18 protein-coding genes are annotated in these 13,508 nt (G+C 62.5%); 9 read left to right on the top strand and 9 right to left on the bottom strand.

Annotated features, from left to right (window positions below):
* Positions 1 to 73: 73 nt before the first annotated feature.
* The 3 genes from arfB (at position 74) to NKH52_RS23750 (ending at position 1,807) form a co-directional block, all read left to right on the top strand.
* Positions 74 to 511, top strand: a complete 438-nt coding sequence (arfB, locus tag NKH52_RS23740) for an alternative ribosome rescue aminoacyl-tRNA hydrolase ArfB (RefSeq protein ID WP_023810634.1) — start codon at positions 74 to 76, stop codon at positions 509 to 511.
* A 90-nt stretch (positions 512 to 601) separates the two neighbouring features.
* Positions 602 to 1,075, top strand: a complete 474-nt coding sequence (gene lysM, locus NKH52_RS23745) for a peptidoglycan-binding protein LysM (RefSeq protein ID WP_013528340.1) — start codon at positions 602 to 604, stop codon at positions 1,073 to 1,075.
* A gap of 102 nt (positions 1,076 to 1,177) precedes the next feature.
* Positions 1,178 to 1,807: an alpha-ketoglutarate-dependent dioxygenase AlkB family protein gene (locus tag NKH52_RS23750; RefSeq protein ID WP_127369979.1), complete on the top strand. Its 630-nt coding sequence runs from the start codon at positions 1,178 to 1,180 to the stop codon at positions 1,805 to 1,807.
* On the opposite strand, the gene coaA is transcribed toward NKH52_RS23750, so the two are convergent.
* The 9 genes from coaA to hisB all read right to left on the bottom strand — a co-directional run bounded on the left by coaA (position 1,794) and on the right by hisB (position 7,573).
* Positions 1,794 to 2,753 (bottom strand): type I pantothenate kinase, encoded by a 960-nt coding sequence (gene coaA, locus NKH52_RS23755; protein ID WP_013528342.1) that lies wholly within the window; start codon positions 2,751 to 2,753, stop codon positions 1,794 to 1,796. The genes NKH52_RS23750 and coaA overlap by 14 nt on opposite strands.
* A gap of 24 nt (positions 2,754 to 2,777) precedes the next feature.
* Positions 2,778 to 3,101 (bottom strand): phosphoribosyl-ATP diphosphatase, encoded by a 324-nt coding sequence (locus tag NKH52_RS23760; RefSeq protein WP_063170995.1) that lies wholly within the window; start codon positions 3,099 to 3,101, stop codon positions 2,778 to 2,780.
* Positions 3,102 to 3,171: 70 nt separating this feature from the next.
* Positions 3,172 to 3,966 carry an imidazole glycerol phosphate synthase subunit HisF gene (gene hisF / locus NKH52_RS23765; protein ID WP_352734373.1) on the bottom strand — a complete coding sequence of 265 codons (795 nt, stop codon included), beginning with the start codon at positions 3,964 to 3,966 and terminating at the stop codon, positions 3,172 to 3,174.
* Complete coding sequence (locus NKH52_RS23770) at positions 3,963 to 4,799, bottom strand: arginase family protein (RefSeq protein ID WP_352734354.1); 837 nt, start codon at positions 4,797 to 4,799, stop codon at positions 3,963 to 3,965. Before NKH52_RS23770 ends, hisF begins: the two co-directional genes overlap by 4 nt.
* Positions 4,796 to 5,539 carry a 1-(5-phosphoribosyl)-5-[(5-phosphoribosylamino)methylideneamino]imidazole-4-carboxamide isomerase gene (gene hisA, locus NKH52_RS23775; protein ID WP_352734356.1) on the bottom strand — a complete coding sequence of 248 codons (744 nt, stop codon included), beginning with the start codon at positions 5,537 to 5,539 and terminating at the stop codon, positions 4,796 to 4,798. Before hisA ends, NKH52_RS23770 begins: the two co-directional genes overlap by 4 nt.
* 4 nt (positions 5,540 to 5,543) lie before the next feature.
* Positions 5,544 to 5,834, bottom strand: coding sequence for a DUF1330 domain-containing protein (locus tag NKH52_RS23780; RefSeq protein ID WP_127289536.1), 291 nt, complete (start codon positions 5,832 to 5,834; stop codon positions 5,544 to 5,546).
* A 6-nt stretch (positions 5,835 to 5,840) separates the two neighbouring features.
* On the bottom strand, positions 5,841 to 6,491 hold the full coding sequence (gene hisH, locus NKH52_RS23785) for an imidazole glycerol phosphate synthase subunit HisH (RefSeq protein ID WP_352734358.1): 651 nt from the start codon (positions 6,489 to 6,491) through the stop codon (positions 5,841 to 5,843).
* Between the two features lies 1 nt (position 6,492).
* Positions 6,493 to 6,969, bottom strand: a complete 477-nt coding sequence (locus NKH52_RS23790) for a DUF2628 domain-containing protein (protein ID WP_027039976.1) — start codon at positions 6,967 to 6,969, stop codon at positions 6,493 to 6,495.
* A gap of 4 nt (positions 6,970 to 6,973) precedes the next feature.
* The gene (gene hisB, locus NKH52_RS23795; RefSeq protein ID WP_352734360.1) at positions 6,974 to 7,573 is read right to left on the bottom strand and encodes an imidazoleglycerol-phosphate dehydratase HisB; all 600 of its coding nucleotides are present in this window, start codon (positions 7,571 to 7,573) and stop codon (positions 6,974 to 6,976) included.
* A gap of 242 nt (positions 7,574 to 7,815) precedes the next feature.
* On the opposite strand from hisB, the gene hslV reads away from it, so the two are divergent.
* The 6 genes from hslV (at position 7,816) to NKH52_RS23825 (ending at position 13,269) form a co-directional block, all read left to right on the top strand.
* The gene (hslV, locus tag NKH52_RS23800) at positions 7,816 to 8,367 is read left to right on the top strand and encodes an ATP-dependent protease subunit HslV (RefSeq protein ID WP_127289530.1); all 552 of its coding nucleotides are present in this window, start codon (positions 7,816 to 7,818) and stop codon (positions 8,365 to 8,367) included.
* A gap of 70 nt (positions 8,368 to 8,437) precedes the next feature.
* Positions 8,438 to 8,950 carry a GNAT family N-acetyltransferase gene (locus NKH52_RS23805; protein WP_352734363.1) on the top strand — a complete coding sequence of 171 codons (513 nt, stop codon included), beginning with the start codon at positions 8,438 to 8,440 and terminating at the stop codon, positions 8,948 to 8,950.
* Positions 8,947 to 10,107, top strand: a complete 1,161-nt coding sequence (locus NKH52_RS23810) for a hypothetical protein (protein WP_352734365.1) — start codon at positions 8,947 to 8,949, stop codon at positions 10,105 to 10,107. The genes NKH52_RS23805 and NKH52_RS23810 overlap by 4 nt, the downstream gene beginning before the upstream one ends.
* Before the next feature lie 52 nt (positions 10,108 to 10,159).
* The gene (locus tag NKH52_RS23815) at positions 10,160 to 10,759 is read left to right on the top strand and encodes a DUF2585 domain-containing protein (RefSeq protein ID WP_352734367.1); all 600 of its coding nucleotides are present in this window, start codon (positions 10,160 to 10,162) and stop codon (positions 10,757 to 10,759) included.
* 4 nt (positions 10,760 to 10,763) lie between these two features.
* On the top strand, positions 10,764 to 12,077 hold the full coding sequence (hslU, locus tag NKH52_RS23820; protein WP_023810648.1) for an ATP-dependent protease ATPase subunit HslU: 1,314 nt from the start codon (positions 10,764 to 10,766) through the stop codon (positions 12,075 to 12,077).
* A 232-nt stretch (positions 12,078 to 12,309) separates the two neighbouring features.
* Complete coding sequence (locus NKH52_RS23825) at positions 12,310 to 13,269, top strand: DUF1402 family protein (protein ID WP_352734369.1); 960 nt, start codon at positions 12,310 to 12,312, stop codon at positions 13,267 to 13,269.
* The last annotated feature ends 239 nt before the right edge of the window (positions 13,270 to 13,508 follow it).

Below are 13,508 nucleotides of genomic sequence, written 5' to 3' on the forward strand. Positions count from 1 at the left end.
GGTTCAGCTTTCGTTGAAAGGCCCGGTTCGATCGGGCCTTTTCTTTTTCGATCCGCCGCGCCATGACTGCGGCATGGCGAGCGACGACAACATCATCATATCAGGCGATGCGGTGATCCATCCGGGCGACCTGCACGAGGACTTCATCCGCTCGTCGGGTCCCGGCGGCCAGAACGTCAACAAGGTGGCGACGGCGGTGCAGCTGCGCTTCGACGCGGCCAACGCAACGGGTCTGTCGGAGCGCGTGCGCGAGCGGACGATCAAGCTTGCCGGCCAGCGTGCCACCAAGGACGGCGTCATCGTCATCGAAGCGGGCCGCTTCCGCACCCAGGAACAGAACCGGGCGGATGCGCGGGCACGGCTGACGGCATTGGTCGCCAAGGCCGCCGAGCCGCCGCCGCCGCCGCGCAAGAAGACGCGGCCGTCGAAAGGTGCCGTGGAACGGCGGCTGAAGAGCAAGGCCGGGCGCGGCACGATCAAGAAGCTGCGCGGCCGGGTGGAGAACGATTAAGCACCGCGAAGCTGCAACGCGCGGGTGGCTTCCAATTCTGGGTTGCAGATGGCAAGCTGCGATCACCCACCACAGCAATGGAGACCAACGATGGGCATGTTCGATTTCGTCAAGAGTGTCGGCAAGAAACTGGGCATCGGCGGTGACGACGAAGCCGCACCCACGGCCGACACACTCAAGAAGGAGCTCGATTCGCACAAGCTCGGCACCGATGGCGTCGAGGTCGTCGTCAACGGCGATACGGCGGTGCTGAAGGGTGTGGTCAAGGACCAGTCGATTTTCGAGAAGGCGGTCATCGCCGTCGGCAACACGCTCGGCGTCTCCAAGGTGCAGGCGGACGAATTACAGGTCGCGCCAGCACCTGGCACGGCCGCCGCCCCCGCCAAGGAGCCCACCTTTTACACCGTGAAGAAGGGCGACAATCTCTGGAAGATCGCCGAGAAAAGCTACGGCAAGGGCCAAGGCGTCAAGAACACGGTCATATTCGAGGCCAACAAGCCGATGCTGACCCATCCCGACAAGATCTATCCGGGCCAGGTGCTGCGCATCCCCGACCTCGCCTGATCGGCGACTGCCAATTCGACAAGAGCGGCGGCTTTCGGGTCGCCGTTTTCATTTGATCGTGACATTTTACGGTTCCGAACCATCCAAGAGGCGATCGAATCCGTGCTTGTTCTGCCCAAAGGCGTCCGCCACATGCCGGCCTACCTGTCACGCACCGTGCAGGAAGAACTGGTCGACGAGGTGAGACGGATCGTGCAGCAGGCGCCGCTGTTCGTGCCGGCCATGCCGCGCACCGGCAAGGAGATGAGCGTGCGCATGACCAATTGCGGGCCGCTGGGCTGGGTTACCGACAAGGAGCACGGCTATCGTTACCAGCCGGCGCATCCGCTAACCGGGGAACCTTGGCCGCCAATTCCGGATGCGCTGCTCGACCTGTGGCGCGAGGTCTCGGGCTATCCACATCCGCCGGAAGCGTGCCTGATCAATTTCTACACGGCGGATGCGAAGATGGGCCTGCATCAGGACCGCGACGAGACCGATTTTTCGGCGCCGGTCGTCTCCGTCTCGCTCGGCGACGACTGCCTGTTCCGGGTTGGCCAGACCACGCGTGATGGCGCCACCAAGTCGTTCAGGCTGCAAAGCGGTGATGTCGTGGTGCTCGGCGGCGAGGGGCGGCTGTGCTTTCACGGCGTCGATCGGATCTATCCCTCGACCTCGGCGCTGCTGAAAAACGGTGGGCGGATCAATCTGACATTGCGACGGGTGACGAAGCCGGCCGTCACAGCTTCCTGAGCGCCACTTCCTCGATCAGGTGGTCGGCGCCCTTGCGCAGGATCAAGTCGGCGCGGGCCCGCGTCGGCAGGATGTTCTCGCGCAGATTCTTCAAATTGATGTTGGTCCACAGGCCTTCGGCGATGGCGCGCGCCGAACCCTCCGACAGCTGCGAGTAGCGGTGAAAGAAGGAGTCCGGATTGCGGAAGGCGGTCTCACGCAGCCGCATGAAGCGGGAAATGTACCAGTTGTGGATCAGCTTCTCGTCGGCATCGATGTAGATGGCGAAGTCGAAGAAGTCCGACAGGAAAGGCACGATCTTGCCGTCCTGCGGCAGCTTGCCGGGCTGCAGGACATTGATGCCTTCGAAGATCAATATGTCGGGCCGGTCGATGGTGACGAACTCGCCGGGAATGACGTCATAGGTCAGGTGCGAATAGACCGGCGCGCGGACATCGGGCAGCGCCGACTTGATGCCCGACAGGAAGCGCAGCAGCGCGCCGACATCGTAACTGTCTGGAAAACCCTTGCGCTCCATCAGGTTCTCGCGGCGCAGGACCTCGTTGGGCAGCAGGAAGCCGTCGGTGGTGATGAGATCGACCTTGGGGCTCGACGGCCAGCGCGCCAAAAGCTCCTTCAGCACGCGTGCGGTGGTCGATTTGCCGACCGCGACGGAACCGGCGATGCCGATGATGAAGGGCGTCTTGACCACGTCGACCGCGTTGAAGAAGGCCTGGCGTTGCCGGAACAGCAGCTGGCTCGCTTCGACATGAGCCGACAACAGCCGCGACAGCGACAGATAGATGCGCGTGACCTCTTCGAGATCGACCGGATCGTTGAGCGAGCGCAGGCGGCGGAATTCGTCCGCACTCAGCGTCAGCGGCGTGTCGGCGCGGAATTGCGACCATTGCTCGGCGGAGAAGAAGCGAAACGGGGAATACTTCTCGGTCGGCGCGAGCTGATCCATCGAGATACCTGCCCTTCCTCGCGGTCAGCCCTTGGGCCGTGACGCCTTCTCGGCGATGCCCGAACGCCGGGTGCGGCCTTCGAGCTCCTTGAGCACGTCGCTCAGCGAAACCCCCGAGAGGCCGAGAACGACGAGCCAATGATATATAAGATCGGCACTTTCCGAAACGAGGGCCTGTTTGTCGCCCTTGACGGCGGCAATCACCGTCTCGACTGCTTCCTCGCCGAGTTTCTGCGCCGCCTTGTCGATGCCGCGCGCGAACAGTTTTGCCGTCCACGAGTCCGGGTCGCCGGAATGGGCGCGTTCCCTGATGGTTTCTTCAAGATCTGACAGCGAAAACTCAGCCATGGCGCCATCTATCTGCTTGTTTAGGCATGATCTTTTCCGAAAACCGGTTCCCACTTTTCGGGATCATGCTTTAGGGCCGATTATTCACAGAGTCCAGCCGCATCGGCAGCCCTGCGGCGGCCATATGCGCCTTGGCCTGCGCTATCGTGTAGGTACCGAAATGGAAGATGGACGCGGCCAGCACCGCACCGGCATGGCCGTCGCGAATGCCTTCGACCATGTGGTCGAGCGTGCCGACGCCGCCGGAAGCGATGACCGGCGCGCGCACGGCGTCTGATATCGCGCGGGTCAGCGCGATGTCGTAGCCGGCCTTGGTGCCGTCGCGATCCATCGAGGTCAGCAGGATCTCGCCGGCGCCGCGATCGACCATTTTCCGCGCGAACTCGACCGCGTCGATGCCGGTCTTTTCGCGCCCGCCATGGGTGAAGATCTCCCAGCGGTCGGCCTCACCGGTGGCGGACACTTTCTTGGCGTCGATGGCGACGACGATGCACTGGTTGCCGAACTTGCCGGCGGCCTCGGCAACGAAATCCGGGTTCTTCACCGCCGCCGTGTTGATCGACACCTTGTCCGCGCCGGCCAGCAGCAGCTTCCTGATGTCGGCGACCTGGCGCACGCCGCCGCCGACGGTCAGCGGCATGAAGCATTGTTCGGCGGTGCGTGCGATGACGTCGAAGATGGTTTCGCGATTGTCCGACGAAGCAGTGATGTCGAGGAAGCAAAGCTCGTCGGCGCCGGCCGCGTCATAGGCCTTGGCCGCCTCGACCGGATCGCCGGCGTCGACGAGATCGACGAAGTTGACGCCCTTGACGACACGGCCGTTCTTGACGTCGAGACAGGGGATGACACGGGCTTTCAGCATCAGCGGCCCTCTATCGTGGCGATGAGATCGTTCAGCAGTTGACCGACCAGCGGCGGCACATCGGCCTGCGCGTCGAAAGCCGGGTCGTAGGCGGAGACGGTGATGCCGACGACCGGCACCGCAAGCGCCATGGCGCAAGTGGCGTCGCGCAACTGCTCCGGGCTCGGGCCGCCCGAAGTGATATAGCGGTTGGCCTGCAACTCCCGGGGATCATGCACGTCCATGTCGAGGTGCATGTGCACGCGTTTGGCGCCGGCGATCTTCAGTCTTTCGGTCGCCTGGGCCACCCCGGAGCATTCCGTCCGCACGATCGGCAGCGTCTCCAGCAGCCGCTTCTCGTCCGGATCGAGATCGCGCGCGTTGACGAGCACGCAACGCGACGGATCGATCGGCTTGAAGCCGGGAATGGCCGACGCCATCGGCCTCCAGCACAGGCCAAGCACCGTCGCCAGCGCCATGCCGTCGAGAAAGCCGTATGCCGATGTCTCGGGCGTGTTGAGGTCGCCATGCTGGTCGGCCCAGATGATCGCATCGGCGTCCTCGCCGGCGACCGCACCGGCTGATGTCAGGCAATTTCCCGCAAGGACGATGGGAAACCGACCGGTGTCACGGGCAAGGCGAACCTCGGCTGAAACCGCGTTGCAGACGGCAAAGCCGGTGGCGATCTCGCGCTCCTGGATGTCTCCGACCTTGCCGATGTCTTCCACCGTAACGTCATGGCCGGCCATGGTCAGGGCGTCGACGAGACCGCCTGATATCAGTGCGTCCGGGCCCTGGCCCATGCCGCCATGGTAGTGGCCGCTGTCATAGGACGCGAGGATAATGGAGATTTTCACGGCCGCGTCTCCGCCCTGCCCTGCAGGATCGCCAGGGCGCCCGCCGGATCGATACGGCCATCATAGAGCGCGCGCCCGGAGATCGCGCCTTCGAGCTTTTGCGCATCGGGCATGGTCATGCGCACGATGTCGGCGATCGAGGCGAGACCGCCCGACGCGATGACCGGGATCGACACGGCATCGGCGAGGTCGATGGTGGCGTCCCAATTGATGCCGGTCAAAACGCCGTCGCGGTCGATGTCGGTGTAGATGATGGCGGCGACGCCGGCGCCCTCGAATTTCCTCGCCAGTTCGACGACGCCAAGGCTCGACGCCTCGGCCCAGCCCTCGACGGCGACCTTGCCGCCCTTGGCATCGATGCCGACGGCCACCTTGCCCGGAAACGTCTTGCAGGCTTGCTTGACAAGGTCGGGATCGCGGACCGCCACCGTGCCGAGGATGACGCGGGCCAGCCCGCGATCGAGCCAGTCCTCGATCTGCGCCAGCGTGCGGATGCCGCCGCCGAGCTGCACCGGGTTCTTCGTCGCCTCGAGGATGGCGCCGACCGCTGCGCTGTTGACGCTCTGGCCCTGGAAGGCGCCGTTGAGGTCGACGACATGCAGCCATTCGAAGCCCTGTTGCTCGAAGGCTCGCGCCTGAGCGGCAGGATCGTCGTTGTAGATGGTCGCGGTCGCCATGTCGCCGTGCCTGAGGCGCACGCACTGGCCGTCCTTGAGGTCGATGGCGGGGAAAAGGATCATCCGTTCAGGCGCCTTCCACAATGGCGAAATGCGACGTCGAATAGAGGCGTCGGAATTTCAGCGCCGCCTGGTATTCGGGCGAATGGAAGCAGGCGAGTGCGACCGCGTAGCTCTCGAACTCGATGATGACATGGCGATTGCCCGACGGCCCTTCCGGGCTCGACGACTGACCGCCGCGGGTCAGGAATTTTGCGCCATATTTGTCGAAAGCCGCTTTGTTGGCGGCAATGTATAGCGGATAGTTTTCCGGATCGGTCACCTCGACCATCGCCATCCAGTAGCCCTTCTTGCTCATCGGTTTTCAGGGCCTCCAGCGCATGAAATTGGTGATCAGCGCCAGGCCGAGCGCCTGGCTCTTTTCCGGGTGGAACTGCGTGCCGACGAGATTGTCGCGGGCGACAGCCGCCGTCACCGGGCCGCCATAGTCGGCAACCGCCAGAACCTCGTCCGCCTTGCGCGCATCGAGATGATAGGAATGCACGAAATAGGCATGCAGCCCGCTTGCGCCAGTCGGTATGCCGGCAAACAGCGGATGCTGGCGCTTGAGCTCGATCGTGTTCCAGCCGATCTGCGGGATCTTCAGCGCCGGATCGGAAGGCATGATCTCCTTGACGTCCCCCGATATCCAGCCGAAGCCCTCGGTAATCGTCTTTTCGAGGCCGCGCTGCGACATCAGCTGCATGCCGACGCAGATGCCGAGGAAAGGCCGGCCCTTGACGATCGCGACCTCTTCGACGGCTTCCCACATGCCTTCGACGGCCTGCAGGCCGGCCGCGCAGTCGGCATAGGCGCCGACGCCGGGCAGGACAATGCGATCGGCCGTGCGCACCCGCTCGGCATCTGCGGTCAGGTCGATATCGGCCGATATGCCGGCTTCGCGCGCGGCGCGCTCGAAAGCCTTGGTGGCCGAGCGCAAATTGCCCGACCCGTAGTCGATGATCGCAACCCGCATGTCAGCTTCTTCCCGGAATGTGGGTCAGCCCCAGCGCCATGCCCGGCTGCGCTGGCCGCGCCAGGGCAGCATCGGGGACCATGCGCGGCGCCGGCACAACCTCATCGGCAAGCGCTTCCGCTTCCAGCGCATAGCGTGTGTCGGCGTCGTCGAGCCAACCGGCTTCGACCGCGCCCCATTCGTGCCAACCGCGCCGGCGAAGTGCCGCGATGCGCAGGCCTTGCCCTTCCAGTCCGACATAGAGCGAAACCAACAGTGACAGCAGCGAGCCGGCCAGACCAAGGCCGAGCTTCTGGCCCAGCATCGAAAGCAGGCCCATGACGACGAAGGCAAGCGCTGCCTCGATCCACAACCGATGCCAGGCGAACCATAGCGGCGGCACCAGCAGGCCCAGCCAGGTGAAGCCATCGCGGACAAAGGCCGTTGCATCGGCCTTCTCGCTGCGGCCTGGCGGTTCCATCACGACATAGGTGGCCATGGCCTTATCCCTTCAACGATCCCTTGGTGGAGGGAACCGCATCCGGCTGGCGCGGATCGCGTTCGAGAGCAGCGCGCAGCGCGCGCGCCACCGCCTTGAAGCAGGTCTCGGCGATGTGATGGTTGTTGGCGCCATAGTGATTGGTGACATGCAGCGTGATGCCGAAATTCTGCGCCAGCGCCTGGAAGAATTCGCGCACCAGCTCGGTGTCGAAAGTACCGATCTTCGGCGATGAGAAGGAAACGTTCCAGACCAGGAAGGGACGGCCGGACACGTCGATCGCGGCGCGCGTCAGCGTCTCGTCCATGGCAAGGTCGATCGAGGCATAACGCATAATGCCGCGCCGCTCGCCCAGTGCCTTGGCCAGCGCCTGGCCGAGCGCGATGCCGGTATCCTCGACCGTGTGATGATCGTCGATATGCAGGTCGCCCTTGGCTCTGACCGTCATGTCGATCAGGGAATGGCGCGAGAGCTGGTCCAGCATATGGTCGAAGAAGCCGACCCCCGTGGCGATATCCGACTTGCCGGAGCCGTCGACATGGACCGACACAGAGATGTCGGTTTCCTTGGTCTTGCGGCTTGCTTCGGCGGAACGGGGCGGCATCACTCTATCCTTGTCCCAGAGGTTCACATCGTGACCGGCTCAGAGGCTTCAAGCGCTCGCAGGCTTGAAAACGAAAGCCTTCTAGCAGCATGATCCGGCGATTGCCAGTTGCCTCTGACAGCGGTATCGGCCTTGCCAGAGAGCGATTTGCAATCACCGGCCCCATGCATACATATGGCCGATCAAAGTTACTCGTACCGCGCCAATCGCCTTATCGGGATGGCGCTGCTCGGAGCCAGGAAATGTCCAATGAACTGACCATGCACGCCACGACCATCGTGACGGTGCGCAAGGGCAACAAGGTGGTGATCGCCGGCGACGGCCAGGTCAGCCTTGGCCAGACCATCATGAAGGGCAACGCCAAGAAGGTGCGCCGCATCGGCAAGGGCGGCAATGTGATCGCCGGGTTCGCCGGCGCCACCGCCGACGCCTTCACGCTGCTGGAACGGCTCGAGGCCAAGCTCGAACAATATCCCGACCAACTGACGCGCGCCTGCGTCGAACTCGCCAAGGACTGGCGCACCGACCGCTATCTGCGCCGGCTCGAGGCGATGATGCTGGTGGCCGACAAGTCGGTCTCGCTGGCGCTGACCGGCACCGGCGACGTGCTCGAACCCGAATTCGGCGTCATGGCCATCGGTTCGGGGGGCAATTACGCGCTGGCGGCGGCCCGCGCGCTGATGGACAGCGACAAGGATGCCGAGGAGATCGCCCGCAAGGCGATGCAGATCGCGTCCGATATCTGCGTCTACACCAACAACAATTTCGTCGTCGAAACGCTCGATGTCGGCTGAAAAGCCGGCCATGACCCCGAAAAGTGGAAACCGGTTTTCTCAGACGAACGGTTCCGTTCGTCCAGAGATCATGGCCGAACAAGAAGATAGCTACGATTTTCGGCCGGTGACGGAAAAAGACCTGCCGATGATCGCCGGCTGGCTCGCTGAGCCGCATGTTGCAGAGTGGTGGGACGATCCGGAGACGGAAATCGCCGGCATTCGCGAGCACATCGATAGCATTTCCGTCGAGCCGCTGATCGTCGAGCTCGACGGCAAGCCGATCGCCTATCTGCAAAGCTACGATCCGCACCTGGAAGACGACCACCCCTATGCCGACCAGCCGTTCGGCACGCTCGGCATCGACGTGTCGATCGGCGTGCCGGAGCTGGTCGGGCGCGGCCATGGCTCGGCAATCGTGCGCCAGTTCGTCGAACAGCTTTTCGAGGAAGGTGTTCCGCGCGTCATCATCGATCCGGATCCCGCCAATGTCAGGGCGATCCGTGCCTATGAAAAGGCTGGCTTTGTTGCTTTTGACACCAGAACATCGGAGTACGGGCCGGCCTTGATGATGGCGCGCGACGCGACGCAGGAGCCCAATTGATCAGCGCCGAAACCCTCGACAAGGCAGTCGCGAAAGGTTTGATCTCGCAGACCCTTCGCGATCAGTTGGAGGCCATGGAACGCACGGTCGCTCTCGCCCCCGAGGCGAGGAGCGTCGATGACGAGGGTGACGAGGAAAACCTGCGGCTGGTGGGCGGCGGCAACGATCTGTTTGTCACCGTGGGAACCGTTCTGCTCAGCGCCGGCTTCTTCTTTGTCCTGACCACCTTGCTTCCAGGCCAGACATTCTGGATCGCCGGCATCCTCGCGGTTTTCGCCTGGGGGCTCGCCGAAATTGTCACGCGTCAGCACCGGATGAAATTATCGTCGTCCGTGCTTGCCCTGATTTTCATGGCCGCCATTCTGGCCGCTCTGGCGCTACAGGTGGAGTCCAGCTTCGGCATACGCAAGCCGGAGACTATCTGGCAGCTATTGGCGTTGCGCCAGACGGCGTCCCAGGCCGGATATCTGTTCCTGGGCGGAGGAATAATCGCGGCGGCGATCTATTTCTGGCGTTTTCGCGTCCCCATCATTGCCGGGGCTATCGCCATCGCCTTTACACTGCTTGCCTTCCTGCAAACGGCGATAATCCTGTATGACAGCGTGACAACGGGTGCGATTGCGCCGCCGCGCCTCGAGGATGTTCCAGAACTGCTTCGCGCGGCACTTTACATGCCGCTGATCTGCGGCCTGATCGTGTTCGCAACGGGTGTAGCTTTTGACATTTACGATAGGGATCGACGCAAGATCTGGTCCGATTGCGCTTTCTGGCTGCATGTCGTCTCGGCGCCCATGCTGGTGCATCCGCTCTTTATCATGGCAACCGGCCAGAACGTCGTATTCGGACATATCGCGCCGGATGCCAATGCAACCATCATGCTGACGATTCTGATCCTTGGCTTCCTCTATGTCGCGCTGGCCATCGACCGCCGTTCGCTTCTGGTTCCTACATTGGCTTACTTCGGTTCGCTGGGCATCTATTATCTGGTGAATTCCGCCTCCGATTCGACGGGCATCCCGCCTTTTGCCTTGATCCTGGTCGTTGTTGGCGCGCTGATCATTCTGTTCGGGGCTGGCTGGCAGCGTATCCGGCGGATTGTGGTCAAACCCACCTTGCCGGCTGCCGTGATCCGCCGGCTACCGCCGCTGAAGGCGTGACAAAGCTTTGTGATGATCGACACGACGACGCGAAACGAGGGGGAATGAACCGATGACGACACCGGCCACGGAGAGCAGCTATTCGGCCTATGAAGACAGCTGGCGGATGGGGCTTCTGCTGGTGCTTGCCCTGGTCATCTTCCAGGCCGGGGCGCTCTATGGCATGGGGCGAACGCCGATCTGCACCTGCGGCTACGTCAAGCTCTGGCATGGTGTCGTGAACAGTTCGGAGAATTCCCAGCACATTTCGGACTGGTATACGTTCTCGCACATCATCCACGGCTTCCTGTTCTATGCGCTGGCAAGATTCCTGTTCCCGCGTTCGCCGATCGGACTGAGGCTGGCGTTCGCCGTCTTCATCGAAGGCGGCTGGGAGCTGCTCGAAAACAGCCCGTTCATCATCGAGCGCTACCGCGCCGGCACCATCTCGCTCGACTATTACGGCGACAGCATCATCAATTCGGTGTCCGACACACTGGCCATGGTGCTGGGATTTGTGATGGCGCGAAGGCTACCTATATGGGTGATCGTCAGCCTGGCCATCATCTTCGAACTCGGTACCGGCTATCTCATCCGGGACAATCTGACACTCAACGTGATCATGCTGCTGCATCCGTTCGAGGCCATCAAGCAGTGGCAAAGTGGAATTTAGTGATATGAGCACATTTTCTCCCCGCGAAATCGTTTCGGAACTCGACCGTTTCATCATCGGCCAGAAGGACGCCAAGCGCGCCGTGGCCATCGCCTTGCGCAACCGCTGGCGCCGCCAGCAGCTGGAAGGCCAGATGCGCGAAGAGGTGATGCCGAAGAACATCCTGATGATCGGGCCGACCGGCGTCGGCAAGACCGAGATTTCGCGCCGCCTGGCGCGGCTCGCCGGTGCGCCTTTCGTCAAGGTCGAGGCGACCAAGTTCACCGAGGTCGGCTATGTCGGCCGCGATGTCGAACAGATCATCCGAGACCTGGTCGAGATCGCCATCGGCCTGGTGCGCGAGAAGATGCGCGAGGACGTCAAGGCGCGCGCCCACGTCAACGCCGAGGAACGGGTGCTGGAAGCGCTGGTCGGCAAGACGGCGAGCCCGGCCACCCGCGATAGTTTCCGCAAGAAGCTGCGCGACGGCGAGCTCGACGACAAGGAGATCGAGGTCGAGGTCGCCGACACCGGCGCTGGCGGCATGCCCGGCTTCGAAATCCCCGGTATGCCGGGCGCCAATATCGGCGTGCTGAACATCAACGACATGCTGTCGAAGGCGATGGGCGGCAAGAAGACCAAGATGCGCAAGACGACGGTGAAGGAATCCTACGACCTGCTGGTCAATGACGAGTCTGACAAGCTGCTCGACCAGGACGAGGTGGTACGCCGGGCGCTCGATGCGACGGAGAATGACGGCATCGTCTTCCTCGACGAGATCGACAAGATCGCGTCGCGTGAAGGCGGCATGGGCGCCGGCGTTTCCCGCGAAGGCGTGCAGCGCGACCTGCTGCCGCTGATCGAAGGCACCACGGTGGCGACCAAATACGGACCGCTGAAGACCGACCACATCCTGTTCATCGCCTCGGGTGCGTTCCACGTGTCCAAGCCGTCAGACCTGTTGCCGGAATTGCAGGGCCGCCTGCCGATCCGCGTCGAATTGCGGGCGCTGGAGAAGGACGATTTCGTCCGCATCCTGACCGAGACCGAAGCCAGCCTGATCAAGCAGTATATCGCGCTGATGAAGACCGAGGGCGTCGACCTGACCTTCACCGACGACGCGATCGATTCGCTGGCCGGCATTGCCGTCGACCTCAACGCCAGCGTCGAGAACATCGGCGCAAGGCGGCTGCAGACGGTGATGGAGCGGGTGCTGGACGAAATCTCCTACGACGCTCCCGACCGCAACGGAACCAGCGTCACCATCGACGCCGCCTATGTGGAAAAGCATGTCGGCGACCTGTCCAGAAATACCGACCTGTCGCGGTTCATCCTTTGAACGACGGCGCCGGAACGTTCCGGCGCCGGTCCAGGCAACATTTTCCGGCCAGCAAAATCATGTGTGGCCAGATGGTATCATCTGGCCAGCTTTCGTAGTGCCGGGTGAAGGGGCGCTCTCGACTCGACCAAGAGCTTTACCTAGTTTGCGCGGCAATTCTCGATCTCTTGGTTTGACGCAATTCCGGAAAACCGTTTCACACTTTTCCTGGAATTGCTTGGGCGGCGGGTGCATGAAAAAACTGATCCTGGTCATTCTCGGCTTGACGCTGGCGGCGACGCTGTTCGCCGCCGAGGCAGCGACATTGGTGCCGCCGGGAAATCGCAATGCCGTGCAGCCCGATATTCCCGGCGCCTCCAGCCGGCGCACGCAAGCGACCAACACCAGCTTCCAGGCGAAGTACCGCAAGGTCTACGCCCTGCTGCAGAACGACGCCGAATTGCGCGGCAAGATCAAGAAGGCAGCAGCCACCTACGGCATCGATCCCCTGCACATCGTCGGCGCCATCGTCGGAGAGCACACCTACAATGTCGATGCCTATGACCGGCTGCAGACCTACTATGTCAAGGCGATCTCCTATCTCTCCAGCAAGCTTTCCTTCGCCTATGACGGCGAGGACATCACCGATTTCGTGCAGCGGCCGGAATTCAAGAAATGCGCAGGGATGTCCGACAGCTACGATCTGTGGGAATGCCGCGAACAGGTGTGGAACCGTTCGTTTCGCGGCAAGAGCGTCGGCGGGACGAGCTTTCCCGACGATCGTTTCGGCGCCACCTTCTTCCAGCCCTATTATGCCGGCCAGACCTTCGGCCTTGGCCAGCTCAATCCGCTGACCGCCTTGCAGATGAGCGATCTCGTGCACAAGGTTTCGGGCCTGCCGAAGCTCGACGTCGGCGATCCCAATTCGGTCTACAAGACCATCATGGATCCCGACCTGACGCTGCCCTACGTCGCGGCGACGATCCGGAAATCGATCGATGCCTACAAAAGCATTGCCGGCTTCGACATTTCGGGCAATCCCGGGCTGACCGCCACGCTCTACAATGTCGGCAATCCGGAGCAGCGCGCCGACGCGCTGAAGGCGGAGAACGACAGGCGCCGCGCCGCCGGCGAGCCGGAAAAGCTGCCGGAAGAGAATTACTATGGCTGGCTGGTGAATGACAAATTGGCGGAGCTGAAGGCGCTGTTTTAGCGGGTTTGAGCTCAGGCCTCTACCTCCCGCTTGTGGGGAGGGTATCGCATATGGATTCTTGCGAAGAAGGACCCCCACCCTAACCCTCCCCACAAGGGGGAGGGAACGCTGTCGCGTGCCTTTTATTCTTCTTTGGCGCCGAAAAGTCAGGCGACTAGAGCGGGATGAATTTAGGTTGGGCATAGCCTGCCTCTGTGAAGTAATTTCGGCATTCGGTTGACGTGACGGTGCCGAGGATT

The sequence above is a fragment of the Mesorhizobium sp. M1066 genome (assembly GCF_040318635.1).
GTDB lineage: Bacteria > Pseudomonadota > Alphaproteobacteria > Rhizobiales > Rhizobiaceae > Mesorhizobium.